Raw genomic sequence first — 15,204 nt, forward strand, 5'->3', positions numbered from 1 at the left:
CCCGATGTCATACCGGCTGACCTTCGCGCCCGGGCTGAGGTCCTTGACCTCGGTCATCAACCCGTTCGGGTTGTACCGGTACGTGAAGCTCTTTTCCTCGTTGTCCGCGTCGCCACTGTTGTCCCGCACCAGCTTGACCACGTCGGCGAGCACCTTGCCCGTCGCCTGGTCGGTGAGGGTGATCTTCTGGACACCGTCCTCCTTGAAGGGGTAGCTGCCCAGGCTGATCCAGGCGCCGGTGTTCTGCGTCTGGTTCACCGTCTTGGTGGCGCTGCCACCGTCGTAGGTAATGGTGAACTTCGCATCCGTCGCGGCACCGCTGACCTGCGGATGCCGGACGAATACCTGGTACGCCCCATCCCGCGGGATGGTCAGTTGCCAGTTGAACTGCGCCGACCCGCTACCTGCCGGGGCCGAGTAGACGTCGTAGCCATACTGGCCGGTGGCCGCACCCGAGGTCCAGGTCCCCTGCGACGCCGTGTTGTTGGAGTCCGAGCTGTCGACCAGGACCACGTCCTGGCCGACCGGCACACCGTCGTCCGACCGTGCCTTCTGGTTACCCGACTGGTAGTAGTCCCAGGTCATGGTCCGGGTTGTCGAGCCTCCGGCTGAGGTCAGCGTGTTCTTGATCTGCTGGCCCAGGTCGTTGTACTCGTAGGAGTTGACGATGTCCCAGGGGTCAGTGGCGGTCTTGGTCCATCCGTTGTCGTAGTACGTGTAGGTGGTTTCGTTCCGGACCGTCTGCCCGTCCGATGGCGGCGCACTGACCTTTTCCAGGTTGCCCACCGAGTCATACGTGTAGAGGGTCTTGTCGGGAGTCTTGTAGCGGCTATCGTCCTTGTCGTACGCCGACCAGATCTCCTTGGGCCGGTTCAGCTGGTCGTAGACCGTGGTCTGGGCGAAGTCGTCCGGGTCGTCCGTGGTCAGGTTTCCCCGCGGGGTGACCACCTTGGTTTGATTGCCGACCTGGTCGTACTCGTACCGGGTGACCCGGTAGGTAATCGCTCCGGCGGAATCCTTGGTCTGCGGGACCTTGGACTCGACAAGAGCTCCCCGGCTGTCGTACGTGGCCAACGACTCGTTGCCGTCGGCGTCGGTCGTGCCGATCATCAAGCCGTCACGGTCGAACCGGGAAGTGGTGGACTTGCCTGCCGCGTCGATCGTCTTGACCACCCGGTGGACGAGGTCGTACTCGTACTCCGTGGTGTAGTCATTCGCGTCAGCCGTGGCGTTTTTCTTGGCGTCCACGAGGGTGATGACGTTGCCCACGTTGTCGTAGACCGTGGACAGCTTCTGCCCGAGCCCGTTGACGACTTCGATCGGCTGGTAGATCTCGTCGTACTTCGTAGTGGTGGTGTAGTCGCCCGCCTCGCTTGTCGCGTTGCCCTGCGGCTCGGTGACGGAGAGGATGTTGCCGACCTTGTCGTACGTGGTCGTCGTCTTACGGTCCGGATCCCCAGTCTCATCCTTCGGCGCGGTTGACTCGATAACCTGGTCAGCTTTGTTGTACACCGAGGTCGTGGCCGCACCATTCGCCGCGTATGCCGTGGTGATGTTGTCGTTAACGTCGTAGACCGGCGCCGGGGTGGTAAGGACACGGCCGCCGCCCACCGGCTCGACCTTTGTTAGTGGCCGCCCAAAGGTGTCGTAGGTCTGCGTGACCTTCGCTCCCTTGGCGTTGCGGACCTCCGTGACTCCGCCCCGGACGTCGTAGACAAAGTTCGACGAGGCGTTCAAAGCGTCGGTGATCGTCTGCGGATAGCCGCTGGGGTCGTAGTTGCTGTAGGTGGTGACGTTGCCGTTGGCGTCCTTGGCCGTAAGCAGCTGACCCCACTCGTCGTAGGTATTGATGCTCGTGTAGTCGCCCGCAGTCGCCGTGGTGTTGCCCAGTGGGTCGGTGACGGTGGCGACGTCACCTTCACCGGTGTAGGTGAAAGTCCACTTCCGGCCCTCGGGACTGGTCTTCTCGGTGAGGTCGGCGACGTAGCCGTTGAGCTGCCGCTGGTAGGTCAGCACCGTCCCCGGCCAGCCGTTCTTGACCGCCTCGGCATTCTTGATCTCGGTCGGGTAGCCGGTCTTGGGGTCGTATGCCCAGGTGGAGACGGCCCCGTTGGCCTCCTCCAGCCGGATGACGTTGTGGTCGTCGTCCCAGCCGGTCTTGGTGACCTCGTTCTTCGCGTTGGTGAACTGGTACGCCCGGCCGTAGCCGTCCAGCAGGTACTGGGTGGCGTGGTTCTCCGCGTCGGTGACGGTGGCGTTGATGTTGTTGCCCTGCGGGCCGTCCGGGTCGACGTACCCGAACTGGGTCAGGTAGCCGAGCCGGTCGGTGTAGGACTTGGTGGTCCAGTGGAACTTCGGGTCGTCGCCGGTCTGCGGGTAGTTGTAGACCAGGTTGGTGTCGTTGCCCCGCGGGTCGGTGACCTTGACCAGCTTGACGTTCTTGTTCCCCTGCGTCATGTCGTAGGCGAACTTGAACGTCTTCGGCGCCCCGTTGGTCGACCCGTAACCGTCGACCAACTCACCCAGCAGTCCCTTGTCGGTGTAGGTGAGGGTGAGCTTGCGTCCCGAGATGTCGGTGATCTGTGAGATGTGGTCGATGATCTTCGGGTTGGTCAGGTTGGTGCCGGTCTTACGCGTCCAGGTGGTGTCGTCGATGTAGTCGAACGACTGACCCTTGGCGTAGTAGTCGATGGTCAGGGTGATCCGACCGGTCGGGTCGGTGAGGTACTTCAGGAACTTCGTCGGCTTGTTGTTGGACTTGCGCTCCTCGTAGGTGAAGAGCATCTCGTTGCCGTTGTTGTCGACGATGCTCGACAGGAATCCCTCGCAGTCGTAGAAGAACTGCGTACGGTCCGGCCGGGTGAGCACCCACGCCTTCGGCTCGTCGGTGTTGGGCTTGCAGTCCACGCTGCTGTGCTTCTGCAGGTAGAGGTGCACGCCCTTCGGGCTCTTCCACTCGTTCGCGGTGGCGTCCCAGGTGAACCAGTGGCTGGTGCCGTCACCGTCGGTCAGCGTGACCTTGGTGGGGTTCGGGTTGGGGTGGAAGTCCAGCGGGGCACCCAGGCGCATCATCGACGACGCCTGCAGCGACCAGCCGTACCCGGCCACCGTGTCGGTGGTGTCCAGCGAGTTGTACGCCAGCCGCACGAACGTCGACAGTCCCCGCGACGGGTTGTTGATCGCGTTGTACGACCAGACGGTGTTGCCGGAGTACAGGTTGTTCATCAGGGTGCCGCCGGCGCCGGTGTTCTTCCCCGCGTACGAGTAGAACTTCTCCAGACCCAGCTGGTCGGAGGTCGGCTCCTCCACCGCCACGTTCTGCGGCAGCGGCTGGATCGGCGTCGTCTCCGACAGCTTCTTGCCGGTCAGCTTGTTGCGCAGATCCCACTGCAGCACGTAGTCGGTGCGCTTGTTCCCCTCCGTCGACGACGGCGGGGTCTTCACCTGCGCGGCCACGTCGACCGTGCCACCGGCCGGCACGCTCTTCGGCAGCGCGGTCTTCAGCTCGTAGCTGGCGTCCGCGCCGTCGGTGAGGCCGTCGGCCCGCTTCCAGTCGTAGGCCAACTCCCAGTCGGTCGGGTTCCACGCCGCCAGCGTCGGGTTCGACAGCGTCACCGGCACCGTGTACGTGGAGTTCGCCGTGGCCAGGGCGGGTGTGGAGGCCGCGTAGTACGTCGACTCCGCGGTCTGCTCCAGGTAGGTGACCTCCAGCGTGGGCCGCAGCAGCGGCTCCTGCGCCTCGGACGACAGCAGCATCGCCCGCGCGGTCTGGTTCACCTCGTCCCGCTGCCGCAGCAGCAGGCCGAAGTTGCTCGCCGAGTTCTTCACCCAGCCGTCAACCGCGGTGGTGACGTCCCAGCTGGCCCACTCCGGGTCGTTGGTGAACCCGTTGTTGCTGGCCTTCCAGGAGGTGTCGTAGTCACCGCCGGCGGTGGTCCAGGCGTTCACCCCGTCGTAGGTGTTCCAGCTCGCCTTGGTCTCGGTGAAACCCTTGGTCAGCTTGTAGACGTCGACGTACTCGTCGGTGTCCGTGCCCGGGTAGAGCGACGTGTTGTACATCCGCAGGTCCGCGTCGACGATCTTCGCGTCGGTCGGGATGCCGGTCAGCGTCGGGAACTTCACCAGACCGTGGGTGTCGCCGTAGTACGCCGAGTTGTTGCCCGGGCTGACGTACGGGTCACCGTCGTAGACGTCCACGTTCTCCGTCGGGCGGGCCTGGGAGAGCGTGGTGTCCGTGGTGCCGGTGCGGTAGATCCGGGTGATCTGGCCGGCCTTCGGCAGGATCGCCGACTGGGTGGGCCCGGCGACGAGCTGCCCGTCGCGGGTCTTCACCGCGACCATGTAGTAGTAGAACTTCCGGGCCAGCGGGTCCGTGTTGTCCGCCGCCGTCGGGATCGCCGTGGTGTCCTGGTACGTGCGGGTGCCCGTGGACACCGGCGCGATCAGGGTCGCCGCCGACGGGGTGAAGTTCTGGTAGATGCTGCGGTGCACCTGGTACTCGACCGCGTCGTCACCGGTGGCGGTGGACGGGTCCACGTACGCCGGCCAGTCCAGCACGGCACCGGTGGAGGTGAGCGTGGTCGGCGGGTTCACCGCCACCCCCGGCCGCCCGTAGGTGATGACCAGCTTCGGCAGGTTGTAGTCCCGGCGGGCGTTGTTGTAGGCGAACTCGGAGGCCTCGAAGATCGGACCGCCGCGGCCCTTCTTGGCCTCGTCGACCGCCTTCACCATGAACCCGTGGTTCGCGGTGCCGTTGACCCAGTCCTGCACCACGTTGCGGACCGGGAACGAGCTCCAGACGTTGGAGACGGCGGCCTTCTTGGTGCTCGCACCCCACTTGGTGAACCGCACCGCGTCGGCGATCACCGACTTGCCGGCCACATCGCCGAGGACGACCTTGCCGGTGGTGCCGGCAACGAACGGGTGCACGCCGAGGGTCTTCCACTCGCCGAGCCCGCTGCCGGTCTGGTCGACGCTGTAGGTCTTCGACCCGCCGTTGTAGTAGACCGTGTACGGCGCGTTCGTCGGCCGGTCGGACTCCGTGACGAAGTGCACCTCGACCTGGTAGTCGCCGGACTCGGTGATGGTCGGCACCCAGGTGTGGGTGTGCCCGCTCGTGGCGTCGTTGTTGAACCGGTAGTCGCCGTTGATCGCCAGCGGCGTCAGCGCGGTGTTGGTGGAGTACGACCAGGTGCCGACCACCGACGTGCCGGAATCCCCGTCGTCCTTGGTGACCATGTTGCCGGCCGGCTGGGCGGCCATGTTGGCGTTCATGTTCGACCACGTCGCGGTGCTCTCGCTCCACGGCTGGGTGATCCGGCGGGCCTCCATGGCCACGTCGAAGCCCCACGCGTAGTGGGTCTGCGAGTAGTACATCTGCAGCTGGGCGTCGTCGATCGGCGTGTTCGGCGGGATCGAGCCGACGTCGAACTTGACCAGCGACCGGTACGAGTTCGACGCGTCCGTGCCGACCTTCAGCTGGTAGGTGTCGTTGTAGTTCGTGGTGCTGGCGCCGGAGTAGATCTGCACGTCCTGCGCGTCGGTCGGCACCGGCTGCAGCTTGATCGTCGGGTCGATCACCACCGGGTAGACCCGGGCCTGGTCGGCCAGCCAGCCGGCGTCGGCGGTGATGGTGACGGTCGACGTGCCGCCGGACTGGGTCACCTTCTGGGTGACCTTGTCGCTCCACACCTTGCCGTGCGGCGACGACTTGTCGTCCTTGCTGTCGTACATGAACGGCGCCGGCATCACGAATACCGGAGCGCCGCCGTCGCGGCCGACGAACGCGATCGAGCCGTCCTCGCGCTGCTGCGCGGTCAGGCCGGCGGTGTCGAGGGTGAAGGTGTACGACACCGGCCCGGCCGGCGCCTTACGCAGGACGATCTTCTCCTTCAGCGCGGTGCTGGTCACGTCGTAGACCACGTCCGCGCCACCGGCCACACCCGGGTAGGTGACCGTCGAGCCGGACACCTTCGGCGTCACCGACTTCGACGCGCCCGCCAGGCCCAGCTCGATGCTCCGCCCGTCCCGCTCGAAGCGGACCAGGTCATCGGAGCTGTCGCCGAACAGGCTGGTGAAGCTGTTGGTCCGGTTGCCCTGCACGTAGCCGCGCTCGTTCACCGGGCGGACCGTGGTGTCGATCGGCTGGTAGTTGCCCTTGCCGTCCTGGTAGTGCAGCGGCACCGCGGAGATCTCCGCCTGCAACCGCCCGTCGGACAGCTGGTAGACCTTGCTGTTCTCGGTCCGCTTGCCGGTCAGCTCCTTGACCCGCTTCTGCGCCGGCCACTTCCGGCCCGCAAGCGGCTTCTCCTCCCGGAACAGCCCGGCGCTGACCACCTCGGGCTTCGCCCGGTGGCCGCCCCCGTCGACCAGGCCACGTGCCGCGTCACCGAGGCGGCTCAGCAGCCCGCCGTCGTCCTTCTTCGCGCTCTGCGCGGCCTGGCCGGCTCCGGCGGGGTCGCGGTCCGGTAGGACCGCGACCCCGCCCAGCGTGGCCACCACGGCCAACGCCAGGCCCCCGATCAGGGGCCTTCGTGATGGTCTCTTCACCCGTTACCCTCCGGTCAACTCTGGTGACAGGACGGGTGAAGGCTAGGAACAACCGATACACGCGCGGCTATCTCTCAGCTACTTCGCGGCATGGCCGGGCCATGCGCGGCGTCAGCCGGAGAGGTCGAGCGACTTCGCCACCACCAGCGCGAGCAGCAGCACCGCGAGCCCGACCAGCACCGCCGCCTGCACCAGGGTGCGCCGCTTTGCCGGGGCGTATGCCAGGCCGACGGCGGCGACCCCGCCGACGAGCAGGCCGCCCAGGTGCCCCTCCCAGGACGTCCAGCCGGCGGAGAACACCATCCAGATCAGGAACGGGATGATCAGCCGGTTGGCGTCGATCGGGTGGTGGTGCAGCCGTCGGGTGAGGACGAAGTAGCAGCCAGCGAGCCCGTACACCGCGCCGGAGGCGCCGATCGCCGGCTGGTGCGGGTCGACGAGGAAGCCCAGGACCGTCCCGCCGACCGCGGAGAGCAGGTAGACGGCGAGGAAACGGGCCGCGCCGAGCCGCTCCTCGATCACCCGGCCGAGCACCCAGAGCCAGTACAGGTTGAAAACGATGTGCAGGATGCCGAGGACGCCCTGGGTGGGCAGCGAGTGCAGGAAGGCCGGGGTGATCAGGCGGTACCACTCGCCGTGCGCGATCCCGATCGGCTGGAGCCCGTCGTGCGGGCCGCCGTCGTCGACGTACCGCTGGCCGGCGTCGTCGACCAGCCCGGTGCCGAGGCTGTCGAACTGGTCGAGCAGCGCCGGCCGGGCCAGTTCGGCCAGGTAAGCCAGCACGGTGAGCGCGATCAGCACGTACGTCACCGTGGGCCGGCCGGTCACCCGGCCGCCGAACACCGTCCGCGCCTGGCGGACCGTGCGGTTGTCCTCGCGTACGCAGTCCGGGCAGCGGTGACCCACGGGGGCCTCGCGCATGCAGTCCGGGCAGATGTGGCGGTCGCAGCGGGTGCAGCGCAGCAGCGTCTCCCGCTTCGGGTGGCGGTAGCAGGTGGTGGCGGCGTCCTCGCCGGAGGGCTGGCCGGTGCTGATCGTGTCCATGGGCAGGCGGTCCCCAGGTCGTTCGTCGGCTGATGTGCCAGCAGGCCCCCGGCCGGGCGGCGGCCGGGGGCTCTGTGGTGGACGGTCAGCGTAGCCGTCCGCCGATCGGGTCAGTAACGACTGAGATTCTGCACCGGGCACATCACGATGCGCGGGTTGGCCTCGGGCTTGAGCCAGGTGAGCACCCCGACCAGGTGGTCGTGGGACAGGCTCACGCAGCCGGCGGTGGGGCCGGACGGGGTCGTGCTGAACTCGTGCAGGAAGATCCCGCTGCCCGCGCCCGCCACCGGCGTGGCCACGTTCGGCGGCATGTTGTAGGTGATCACGGCGAAGTGCGTGTAGGCGGGCTTCTCCAGCCAGAGCGCCTCGCTGGCGCCGCCCGGGTTGGTGGCGGTGTGCTGGAACGTGTTGTAGGCGGGCGACTTCGGGTTCTCGTTCCACCAGTCGTTGGTCACCAACTGGTGGTACGGGTAGCGCACGCCCGGGTTCGGCGCGATGCCGTACATGGTCGGGCCGATGGCGTAGACGCCGGTCGGCGTGGTCGGCACGCCTTCGACGTGGTTGTCGCTGAAGTACTTCGAACCGATCCGCGCGGGCAGCGGCGCGGAGACCGCAGCCCAACGACCACGGATCTTCGCGTACGTCTCCAGGGTGGCGAAACTGGTGGTGTCGCTGGCCGCAGTCACGATGATGACCTGCTGGGTGGCCGGCGGCAGGGTCTTCAGGTTGGCGGCCTTGTTGCTGGGGCTCGGGATGTAGCCCGGCTTCACGTAGGACCCGCTGAGGGTGCCGCTGGTGGCCGTGGCCTCCCGGGTCGCTGCCGCTGCGGGCGTCGCACCGGAGGCGATGACGGGAGCCGCGACGCCGGCCGCCGCACCGAGAATCAGAGATCTCCGCTTCATTCGGAGAATCCTCGCACCTCGCGCGTTTCCCCACTGTCCCCTAAGGGATGAATTTTCGCCGAATCTGACCAAGCCCGACGGAGGAAGCAACAGCCCGGGGAAACGCCGGACGGGTCAGGACCGGGTCCGCAACTCCCCGGTCCTGACCCCCAGCCGTCCGGTGTGGTAGCGGTAATTCGCCGTGCGAGCGCGGGGGGGCGTGGCACGCCGCCCACGCCGGGCTCAGCACGGCGAGCCGGCCCGCCTGCACTCAGCTCCACGGTGCCCAACTACCGGACTTCGGCGCGTCCCCGACTCACCCCGAAGAGCCGTGAACGCGGGCTCAGGTTAGGCAGCCTCCCGCAGGCCGAACAACCTTTTGCCGGGCCGGCACAGTGTGATTGATACCAACGTGGAAAACCGGCATGTCGGCGTAACGAGGTCAACCGATCCGGCGCTGTTCGTCGTCGAGGTGATTGTCGCGCCCGGGCGCTGGCCGGACCCGTCCGAGGCTGCCGGCGGCGGCCGCTCCCGCGATCATCGCCAGGGCCGCCAGGTGCAGCAGCCGCACGCCGGCCGGCGCCGGGACGGTGGCCGCCGGCAGCCCCGGCAGCACCAGGGCGCCCAGCGCGGTGACCGACAACGCCACCCGCCAGAAGACGGCGGGCCGGGCCGGCGGCGCGGGTGGGCGTACCCCCTCGAAGATCTCACGACGGCGGGCGGCCCGCACCGCCAGGGCGACCACGACGACGGCCCCGCCCACCGAGCCGAGGACGTCCGCGAACTGCCACCAGTACAGGCCCGTCACCGCGTGGAAGTCGGCGATGCCCAACAGACGCGGCCAGCGGTCGCTGTGCGTGATCCGATCCCAGGCGATGTGGCTCACCGCGCCGATCAGCGCCGAACAGACCACCACCTGCCAGGGATGCCGCACGCCGGCCAGCGCGGCGTGGTCCCGCCAGCCGAAGAGCCGCTCGCCAGGAAGGTGCACCGCGATCCCGGCGATCACCCGGCGGACGATCCAGGCGTACGCGAGCGCGACCGGCAGGCACCACCAGAGCACCCCGCCGGCCGTGTGGGTCCGCTGGTTCAGTGCCCAGGCGGTGCCGGTGAACAGGTAACCCACGTCGGGCGCCACCGCGCCGGTGGCCAGTGCCACCCCGTCGAACCAGTGGGGCCGCCACAGCTTCAGCGGCAGCACCGGCGCCAGGTGCGAAGGGAAGGTCAGCGGCACATTCCGGACCCTACCGGCCCGGTCAGAAGTGCCGGGCCAGGTCGGGAAAGGCGGCCAGCCGGATCACCCCCGGGTCGCCGGGGTCGAGTTCGTCGTCCTCCAGCACCCAGGTGTTCTCGTTGGGGATGAAGACCGCGTTCAGGCCGGCCGCCCGGGCGGGCAGGATGTCCGAGCGCGGGGAGTTGCCGATCATCCAGGCGGCGGCCGGATCGAAGGCGTGCTCGCGGGCCAGCCAGCGATAGGTGTCCACGGCCTTCTCCCGGACGATGTGCGCCGCCTCGAAGTGGTGCAGCAGCCCGCAGGCGTCGAGCTTGCGCTGCTGCTCCTCCTGGTCGCCCTTGGTGAGCAGCAGCAGCCGGTGCCGGGTGGCCAGGTCGTCCAGGGTCTCCGCGACCCCGGGCATCAGCTCGACCTGGTGGCCGATCAGCGCCGCCGCCAACTCCTCGATCTCGGTGCGTTCCCGCGCGGTCGCCGGCCGCTCCCGCAGCTTCTCCAGGCACTCGCCGAGGCTGCGCAGGAAGACCTTGCTGCCGTAACCGTGCGCCACGGCGTTGGCCCGCTCGATGTCGTCGAGGACCGCCCGGATCTCCGTACGGTCCAGCGTCGGGTGGTCCAGCCAGGCGAGGAAGTCGTCGATCACCCGCTCGAACAGGACGTTGTTCTCCCAGAGCGTGTCGTCGGCGTCGAAGACGAGCACCGCCGCCTCCCGGCGCTGTGGCATCGCGTACCCCTCCCGTGGTGGTGGACCGGGACACGCTACTGCGCCCGGACCGGCCGGGACACCCGGGTTTCCGACCGGTCAGCGGCGCAGGGTGAGGATGAGGTCCGCGACCAGCGCCGTCCAGCCGGTCTGGTGCCAGGCGCCCAGCCCGGCGCCGTTGTCGCCGTGGAAGTACTCCGGGAAGCAGAGCAGGTCGCGCCAGTCCGGGTGGGTCTGGAACAGCTGCGCCGCCCCGTAGATCGGCCGCCGCCCCCAGCCGTCCCGGGTGAACAGGGCGATCAGCCGGGCGGAGAGGTCGTCGGCGATCTGGTCCAGGGTCTGCTTCACCCCCGACCGGGTCGGGTACTCCACCTGGAGGTCGTCGCCGAAGAACGCGGCGTAGTCGCGCAGCGCGCTGATCAGCATGAAGTTGGTCGGCATCCAGATCGGGCCACGCCAGTTGGAGTTACCGCCGAACAGGCCGCTGGTCGACTCGGCCGGCTCGTAGCCGACGCTGAACTCCTGCCCCCCGAGGGTCACCGTGAACGGCTTGTCCAGGTGGGCGCGGGAGAGCGTGCGCAGGCCGTACTCGGAGAGGAACTCGTCGGTGTCCAACATCCGGGCGAGCAGCCGGACCATCTGCTCCGGGCCGACCATGGACAGCAGCCGCTGCTGCCGGCCGTCCGGGCCGAGCCGGCGCGCGCCGATCACGTCGGCGTACTCGGGGCGGTTGGTGAGGAACCACCGCAACCGGGCACCCAGCTCGGGCAGCCGGTGCAGGGTACGCGCGGTCAGTCGGGTGACCGCCGCGAGCGGCAGCAACCCGACCACCGAGCGGACCTTCAACGGCACCCGGGTACCGTCGGCCAGCCGCAGCACGTCGTAGAAGAAGGCGTCCTCGTCGTCCCACAACCCCTGGTCGTACGCGGCCGCAGCGATGTACGCGAAGTGCTCGAAGAACTTGGTGGCGGTGTCCACATACGCCCGGTCGTGCTCGGCCAGCACGATCGCCATGTCGAGCAGGTTGAGCGCGTACATGGCCATCCAACCGGTGCCGTCGGACTGCTCCAGCACCCCGGCCACCGGCAGGGCGGCCGAGCGGTCGAACGGGCCGACGTTGTCGAGCCCGAGGAACCCGCCCTCGAAGACGTTGTTGCCGCCGGTGTCCTTGCGGTTCACCCACCAGGTGAAGTTGATCAGCAGCTTGTGCATCACCCGGGCGAGGAACTCGTGGTCCCGGGAGCCGTCGATCTCGAAGACCTTCAGCGCCGCCCAGGCGTGCACCGGCGGGTTGACGTCCCCGAACGCCCACTCGTACGCGGGGATCTGCCCGTTGGGGTGCAGGTACCACTCGCGCAGCAGTAGCAGCACCTGCTCCTTGGCGAAGCCGGGATCGACCCGGGCGATGCTGACGCAGTGGAACGCCAGGTCCCACGCCGCGTACCAGGGGTACTCCCACGGGTCGGGCATGGAGATCACGTCGAAGCTGTTCATGTGCCACCAGGCACTGTTGCGCCCGTGCCGGCGCCCGGCCGGCGGCGGTGAGGACCCCGGATCTCCCTCCAGCCACCGCTTGACGTCGAAGTGGTAGAACTGCTTGCCCCACATCAGCCCGGCGATGGCCTGCCGGGCCACGAGCGCCTCGTCGGCGGTGGCGGCGGCCGGGATGACACTGGCGAAGAAGCGGTTCGCCTCGGCGCGCCGGGCCCAGAGCACGGCGTCGAAGTCGTCGCCCAGGTCGACCGGGGGCGGCGGGAGGCTCGCCGGCGGCGGTGCGGTACGGGTCAGCCGCAGCCGGATCTGCCGCTGGCCGCCGGCCGGCACGTCCAGCACGTAGTGCAGCGCGCCTTTGGTCCCCTCCCGGTCCGGGTTGACCGTGTCCGCGCCGGCCACCACGTGGTCGTTGATGCCGTCCTTCGGGTACGGCGACCGCCCGGGCAGCCCCCAGAGCCGCTCGGCGTTGGTGTCGTTGTCGCAGAGCAGCGGGGTCGGCTCCCCGTCGCCCTCCAGCAGCAACTGGCCGAGCACCCAGTGCTCGCCGACCAGCCGGGATCCCTCGCCGACCAGCTTCGGCACCCGGTCCGCGCCGGGCAGCCCCCACGCCCAGGTGTTACGGAACCACAGGGTGGGCAGCACGTGCAGGGTCTCGTCCCGGTCCCCCCGGTTGGCGACCGTGATCAGCATGCACAGGTCGGTCGGGGACGCCTTCGCGTAGTCGACGGTCACCGCCCAGTACCGGTCGTCGTCGAAGATCCCGGTGTCGACCAGCTCGTACTCGGTGTCGTCCCGGCCGCGCAGCGCGTTCACCGCGACCAGCTCGTCGTACGGGAAGGCGGCCTGCGGGTAGTGGTAGCGCCAGCGCATCCACGAATGAGTGGGCGTGGAGTCCTCGTACCACCAGTACTCCTTGACGTCCTCCCCGTGGTTGCCGCCGTCGCCACCGAGACCGAACATCCGCTCCTTGAGGATCGGGTCCCGCCCGTTCCACAGCGCCAGGGCGAAGCAGAAGGTCTGCCGGTCGTCGCAGACGCCCGCCATGCCGTCGTCGTTCCACCGGTAGGCTCGGGACCGCGCGTGATCGTGGGGAAAATAGTCCCAGGCCGTGCCGTGTTCGCTGTAGTCCTCCCGTACCGTCCCCCACGCCCGCTCGGACAGATAGGGGCCCCATGCGCGCCAGTCCTGCTCCCCGGCGTCGGCCTGAGCGAGCCGGTGCCGCTCGGGGTCGGGGGTCGCGGAGGTCGGACGGTCAGTGATCACCTGCACATCTTCGACGCCGCCGGGGTACTTCTCCACAGCGGCCATTCTCGCCGTGAGACGTCACACCTCGCCGGAGGTGGAGGAAAGTTGATCGACATCGGTTTCGGCCCGCAGGTCTGCGGCGACCTCGCCGCCGCCTCGACCAGGGAGTGGCTGGTCACCGACGGGCGGGGCGGCTACGCCATGGGCACGGTCGCCGGACTGCGCACCCGCCGCTACCACGGGCTGCTCGTGGTGGCCGGCGAGCGGCCCGCCTCCCGCAAGGTGGGACTGGTCAGCCTCGACCCGGCGGTCACCCTCCCGTCCGGCGCGCAGGTCCGGCTCGGCGCGCACGAGTGGTCCTCCGGGGTGGTCGACCCGCGCGGCTTCGAACTGCTGGAGCGCTTCGACCTCACCGACGGGGTGCCCCGCTGGCGGTGGCGCATCGGCGACGTGGTGATCGAACGGGAGATCGCCATGGCGTACCGCCGGTCCTGCGTGGCGGTGGTGCACCGGCTGATCTCCGGCGGCCCGGTCCGGCTGGACCTGGCCGCGGCCTGCACCTGGCGGGACGCCCACGGCGAGCGCCGCGCGGACGGGCCCACACCTCGGCTGGAGCCGGTGGCCGGCGGGGCGGTGATCGACGGCGCGTTCCGGCTGGCCGGCCCGGACTGGACCCCCGAGGGGCAGTGGTGGCTCGGCGTGCGCCACCGCGAGGAGGCGGCGCGCGGACTCAACCCGGACGAGGACCTCTGGTACGCGGGCCGGTTCTCCGGCGCGCTCGACGAACCGGGCGCCACGGTCGCGGTGCTCGCCTGGGCCGACGACCTGGCCGACGAGCCGCCGGCGGCGACCGCGCTCGTCGAGGCGGCCCGGCGACGCAACCGGGCGGTGGTGACGGCGGCCGAGCCCGCCGACGCGGTGGACGCCACCCTGGCCCTGGCCGCCGACGCGTTCGTGGTGCACACCGGCACCGGCCCGGACGTGGTGGCCGGCTACCCGTGGTTCGGCGCCTGGTCCCGGGACACCATGACCTCCTACGAGGGGCTGTTCCTCTGCACCAACCGCGCCGACGAGGGTAGGGAGCTGCTGCGGGCGTACGCGGCGACGCTGTCGCAGGGGATGCTGGCGAACACCGCCGACACCGGCCGGGTCGAGTACAACACCGTCGACGCGACCCTGTGGTTCCTGCACGCGGTGAGCCGGCACGTCACGGCCACCGGCGACACCGACCTCGGCGACGAACTGCTGCCCGCCCTGCACGCCGTGGTGCAGGCGCACGTCGCCGGCACCCGCTACGGCATCGGCGTGGACCCGGCCGACGGGCTGCTCACCCAGGGCGGCCCGCCCGACGTCGCGCTCACCTGGATGGACGCCCGGGTGTACGGGGTGCCGGTGACCCCGCGCACCGGCAAGCCGGTCGAGGTGAACGCGCTCTGGATCAACGGGCTGGCCGGGCTCGCCGAGTTGACCGAGCTGACCGGCCGGGACGCCACCGCGCTGTGGGGGCTGCACGCGAAGGCGGCCGGCGCGTTCCGGGAGCGGTTCCCCGCGCCGGCCGGCTGGCTGCACGACGTGGTGGACGCCCCGGCGCCGGCGTACCCGCTCGGCGGGGCCCCGCACCACGACGACGACCTGCTCCGCCCCAACCAACTGCTCGCCTGGTCCCTGCCGTACGCCCCGCTCGACCCCGACGAGGCGACCCTGCGCCGGGTGACCGAGGGCCTGTTCACCCCGCTCGGGCCGCGCAGCCTCTCCCCCGACTCCCCCGGCTTCCACGGGCGGCACCGCGGCGGGCCGGCCGAGCGGGACGCCGGCTACCACCAGGGCACCGTCTGGCCCTGGCTGATCGGGCCGTTCGTCGACGCGTACCGCCGGGCCGGGCTGCCGGTCGACGACCTGCTGGTCGGCCTGGAGGCGCACCTGGCCGAGTTCGGCCTCGGCTCGGTCAGCGAGACCGCCGACGGGCTCGCCCCGCACACCGCCACCGGATGCCCGTTCCAGGCGTGGTCGGTCGCCGAACTGCTGCGCGTACGCCGCCAAGGCCGGTAGCGCGTTAC

Annotated in this window: 7 protein-coding genes; 1 reads left to right on the forward strand and 6 read right to left on the reverse strand. The window is 69.4% G+C overall.

The annotated features are described in order from the left end of the window. From ONA70_RS11055 to ONA70_RS11080, 6 genes are all read right to left on the reverse strand, one after another. Positions 1–6,549 (reverse strand): golvesin C-terminal-like domain-containing protein (locus tag ONA70_RS11055; RefSeq protein WP_265006286.1); only part of this gene is annotated, 6,549 nt, incomplete at its 3' end. 111 nt (positions 6,550–6,660) lie between these two features. Continuing rightward, on the reverse strand, positions 6,661–7,593 hold the full coding sequence (locus ONA70_RS11060; protein ID WP_265006287.1) for a rhomboid family intramembrane serine protease: 933 nt from the start codon (positions 7,591–7,593) through the stop codon (positions 6,661–6,663). A gap of 110 nt (positions 7,594–7,703) precedes the next feature. After that, the gene (locus ONA70_RS11065; protein WP_265006288.1) at positions 7,704–8,495 is read right to left on the reverse strand and encodes a L,D-transpeptidase family protein; all 792 of its coding nucleotides are present in this window, start codon (positions 8,493–8,495) and stop codon (positions 7,704–7,706) included. A gap of 421 nt (positions 8,496–8,916) precedes the next feature. Further along, complete coding sequence (locus ONA70_RS11070) at positions 8,917–9,708, reverse strand: DUF4184 family protein (protein ID WP_265006289.1); 792 nt, start codon at positions 9,706–9,708, stop codon at positions 8,917–8,919. 22 nt (positions 9,709–9,730) lie between these two features. Then, positions 9,731–10,429 carry an HAD family hydrolase gene (locus ONA70_RS11075; RefSeq protein ID WP_265006290.1) on the reverse strand — a complete coding sequence of 233 codons (699 nt, stop codon included), beginning with the start codon at positions 10,427–10,429 and terminating at the stop codon, positions 9,731–9,733. A 78-nt stretch (positions 10,430–10,507) separates the two neighbouring features. Beyond that, complete coding sequence (locus ONA70_RS11080) at positions 10,508–13,210, reverse strand: MGH1-like glycoside hydrolase domain-containing protein (protein ID WP_265006291.1); 2,703 nt, start codon at positions 13,208–13,210, stop codon at positions 10,508–10,510. A 42-nt stretch (positions 13,211–13,252) separates the two neighbouring features. On the opposite strand from ONA70_RS11080, the gene ONA70_RS11085 reads away from it, so the two are divergent. Then, a complete protein-coding gene (locus ONA70_RS11085) occupies positions 13,253–15,196 on the forward strand; it encodes an amylo-alpha-1,6-glucosidase (RefSeq protein ID WP_265006292.1) in 1,944 nt (647 codons plus the stop codon). Positions 15,197–15,204 lie beyond the last annotated feature (8 nt).

The sequence above is a fragment of the Micromonospora yasonensis genome (genome assembly GCF_026013475.1).
In the GTDB taxonomy this organism is placed as follows: domain Bacteria; phylum Actinomycetota; class Actinomycetes; order Mycobacteriales; family Micromonosporaceae; genus Micromonospora; species Micromonospora yasonensis.